The 3,425-nt window shown below is 28.6% G+C and carries 6 protein-coding genes; all 6 read left to right on the top strand.

All coding sequences use genetic code 11. From position 1 onward, the window contains the following. The coding region (locus tag DR024_RS00115; RefSeq protein ID WP_278335668.1) for a CheR family methyltransferase at window positions 1-390 on the top strand (390 nt) is incomplete at its 5' end. Between the two features lie 13 nt (window positions 391-403). Next, window positions 404-1,687 (top strand): Hpt domain-containing protein, encoded by a 1,284-nt coding sequence (locus tag DR024_RS00110; protein WP_423236498.1) that lies wholly within the window; start codon window positions 404-406, stop codon window positions 1,685-1,687. Window positions 1,688-1,898: 211 nt separating this feature from the next. After that, window positions 1,899-2,351 carry a chemotaxis protein CheW gene (locus tag DR024_RS18260; RefSeq protein WP_423236497.1) on the top strand — a complete coding sequence of 151 codons (453 nt, stop codon included), beginning with the start codon at window positions 1,899-1,901 and terminating at the stop codon, window positions 2,349-2,351. A gap of 38 nt (window positions 2,352-2,389) precedes the next feature. Next, window positions 2,390-2,641: a hypothetical protein gene (locus DR024_RS00105; protein ID WP_111917952.1), complete on the top strand. Its 252-nt coding sequence runs from the start codon at window positions 2,390-2,392 to the stop codon at window positions 2,639-2,641. Between the two features lie 20 nt (window positions 2,642-2,661). Continuing rightward, complete coding sequence (locus DR024_RS00100) at window positions 2,662-3,069, top strand: coiled-coil domain-containing protein (RefSeq protein ID WP_111917950.1); 408 nt, start codon at window positions 2,662-2,664, stop codon at window positions 3,067-3,069. Further along, window positions 3,057-3,290, top strand: a complete 234-nt coding sequence (locus DR024_RS00095; RefSeq protein WP_111917948.1) for a coiled-coil domain-containing protein — start codon at window positions 3,057-3,059, stop codon at window positions 3,288-3,290. Before DR024_RS00100 ends, DR024_RS00095 begins: the two co-directional genes overlap by 13 nt. Window positions 3,291-3,425: the final 135 nt, after the last annotated feature.

Below are 3,425 nucleotides of genomic sequence, written 5' to 3'. Positions count from 1 at the left end.
ATTGCTACAGATATAGATAGAAATGCATTAGCTAAGGCTGAAAAAGGAGTTTATACACTAGATGAAATTAAAAATGTAAAAAAAGAAGATTTAGATAAATATTTTGAAAAAATAGACGATAATTATTGTGTTGGTAAAAACATAAAATCAATGGTCACTTTCAGAAAGCATGATTTAATAACAGAAAAGTATGAGGGTGGGTTTGATTTAATTGTATGTAGAAATGTAGTTATTTACTTTAAAAGTGATGCTAAGATGGAAGTGTATAGTAAGTTGGCAGGTGCTTTAAATAAAGGTGGTTTTTTATTTGTAGGAGGTACAGAAAGTATATATGACTATAAAAAAGTTGGCTTAGAACGAGTTTCTACATTTATTTATAAAAAGCTATAGAGGGGGTATATGAATGGATACATCGCAATATATGAATATGTTCTTAGAAGAATCCATGGATAATCTTCAAACATTAAATGAATCATTATTAGAATTAGAAAAAAATCCTAATGATGTTGATAAGGTAAATGAAATATTTAGAGTGGCCCATACAATTAAGGGAATGGCTGCAACAATGGGGTTTACGGATATAGCTGAATTAACTCATAAGATGGAAGATGTTTTATCAAAGTTCAGAGATGGTCAGTTAAATGTTACTCAAGAGGTTGTTACAGTTCTCTTTGATTGTTTAGATACATTAGAAAGAATGGTAAGTAATATTGAAGAAGGGACAGATTCTAGTGTAGATATAGAGCCAATAATAAAATCTTTACATAATATTTCTCAGGTGAATGATGTAGATGGAAGTCAAGAAGTAGAAAGTTTAGTTACATTAGAAAAAGATAATTGTAGTATGGAACTAAATGATTATGATATGTCAATAATAAAGCAAGCCCAAGAAAAAGATTTTAATGCTATAGAGTTAAGTATAACATTAAGTGAAAATACGTTATTAAAATCTGCTAGAGCCTTTTTAATTGTAAAGGATTTAGAGGAAATTGGTGAAATAATTAAATCTAAACCATCTACAGAAGATATAGAAAATGAGGACTTTGAGCTTCAATTAGACTTCGTTTTAATTACTACAAGCTCAGAGGATGAAGTTAAAAAGTTAGTTGAAAATATTTCTGAAGTTAGAATGGTTGAGACTAAATTAATAGAGTTTCAAAAGATAGAGGAGAGCGCAGTTAAGCCAAAAGAGGTTAAACTGGAACCAAAAGAGGTTACTGAAGAGAAGAAAAAAAGTGTAAAAAAAGAAGGGTATAAGAAATCACATCAATCAGTAAGAGTTGATCTAGAGAGAATAGATAAACTTATGAATATGGTTTCTGAATTAGTTATATATAGGACAAGACTTGAACAAATAGTAGTAGACCATAAATCATCTGATTTAACAGAAACTTTGGAGCAAGTTGGAAGAACAACTACAGATCTTCAAGATTTAGTTATGAAAATTAGAATGCTTCCTTTAGATACTGTATTTAATAGATTCCCAAGAATGATTAGGGATATATCAGTAGAATTAAATAAGGAAATTAATTTTGTTATTGAAGGCGCTGAAACAGAACTAGATAGAACTGTTATAGATGAAATTGGGGAACCACTAATACACTTATTAAGAAATGCAGCAGATCATGGAATTGAAACTAAAGAAGAAAGAATAGCTAAAAGGAAAACCTGCAGTAGGTACAATTAAGCTTGTTGCATATCAAGAAGGAACAAAAGCTTTAATAAAAGTAATAGATGATGGCGCAGGAATAAATGTTGAAAAAGTAAAAGCTAAAGCTGAAAAAGTTGGTATTAACACAGAAGGATTAAGTGATGACGAGATTAAAAATTAATCTTTGCACAAGGGTTCAGTACTAATGAAGTTGTTACAGATATATCAGGTAGAGGAGTAGGAATGGATGTTGTTAGGGGCAAAAGTTTCAGCTCTTGGAGGAACTGTAGATCTAATTAGTGAAGAAGGTAAAGGGTCAACATTTGTAATTAGGTTGCCGCTTACATTGCAAATAATACAAGCTTTATTGGTTAATGTTGGTAATGAAACTTTAGCAATTTCTCTAGGATTTATAGATAGGGTTATTGATTATAAGAAAGATAATATTAAAAAGAGTAATGGTAAAGAAGTAATTATATATAGAGATGATGTAATACCATTAGTTAGATTAAATGAAAGATTAAATATAGAATCTGTAGATACAGAGAAAAAGTTTGTAATTATTGTTAAGGTTGGTGAAAAGACTATTGGACTTCTTGTTGATTCGTTAATGGGACAACAAGAGATAGTAATTAAGCCATTAGGCAATACATTGAGTTCTTTTTTTTATCCCTTAATGAGGAAGATAAGAGCGTTATAAAAGGTGGAACGGAAAATGCCATTAATAAAATTTACGATGTGTTAGAAAAAAAGTATTTCATTTTAAAAAATAAATATAACATAAAGGATATAAGAATAGTTGAGGATAAAAACCAATATAGACATGAAGATGGAATATATAGTGCAACTATTGTAGTAAGTGTTGACTATACAGTAAGTAAGAGTTTTCTTGGATTGAATAAAGAAGAAAGTAATAAATTATTTTTCACTAAAATGATCTATAACGGGAAAGAGTGGAAGGTAGAAGATATAGAAAACTTTAGTTTATAATTAAAAAAGGGGGAGGAGTAATGAAGAAAAGTTTAATAAAGGTAGTAACTATTATTTCGTTATCTTGTTTTATTTTTGAGAGTCCAATTGTTTATGCAACTAATTCATCTGATATAAAAGATCAAATTAATAATAATAATCAAGCCATAGACAATTTACAAAATGAAAAGGACAAAATACAAAATCAAGTTAATAATGTAAATAAAGAATTAGATAAGATTACGGAACAGATGGAAGCAAAAAATAAGGAGTTAGAGAAATCTAGCAAAAAGGTAAATGAGTTCCAAAGTAAGATAGATTCATTACAAGCTGAAATAGATAGTGTACAAGCTAAAATAAATGAGGCTGAAGAGGAAATAGTTAAAAAAGAGGAACTTATAGTTCAAAAGGAAATGAATCAGAAGAAAGAGAAAAGATGCTTGGATTAAGAATAAGAAATTATTACAAAAATGATATGACTAGTCAGATGTTAGCCTTTTTAGTAAGTAGTGATGGTCTTTCAAGCTTTATAGGTAATATATACAATATGAAAAAGATACTTGATACTGATAAAAAGCTTATTGATGAAGTAAATAGTATGAAAGAAGCACTAAATAATGAAAGAAGTTATTGGAAGAAAAAATTGTTGAATTGGATGAGGAAAAAGTAGAAATAAAAAATAAACAACAAGAATTAGTTAGTGCTCAAAAAGAATTCGTAGATGAAAAAAATAAGTATTTATCTCAAGTAAATGATTTAAAAGGAATAGAGAGCAAAAAGCAAAGCATGATTAATTCTCTATCAG

It is taken from the genome of Clostridium paraputrificum, from assembly GCF_900447045.1.
GTDB classification, from domain to species: domain Bacteria; phylum Bacillota; class Clostridia; order Clostridiales; family Clostridiaceae; genus Clostridium; species Clostridium paraputrificum.
The sequence above is the reverse complement of the archived record's forward strand: the minus strand, read 5'-3'. Positions and strand labels throughout refer to the sequence as shown.

Bases quoted from the DNA above. Each gene is read 5' to 3' on its own strand.
- DR024_RS18260 (WP_423236497.1), top strand. From the start codon at position 1,899: ATGTTGTTAGGGGCAAAAGTTTCAGCTCTTGGAGGAACTGTAGATCTA.
- DR024_RS00095 (WP_111917948.1), top strand. From the start codon at position 3,057: ATGCTTGGATTAAGAATAAGAAATTATTACAAAAATGATATGACTAGT.
- DR024_RS00100 (WP_111917950.1), top strand. From the start codon at position 2,662: ATGAAGAAAAGTTTAATAAAGGTAGTAACTATTATTTCGTTATCTTGT.
- DR024_RS00110 (WP_423236498.1), top strand. From the start codon at position 404: ATGGATACATCGCAATATATGAATATGTTCTTAGAAGAATCCATGGAT.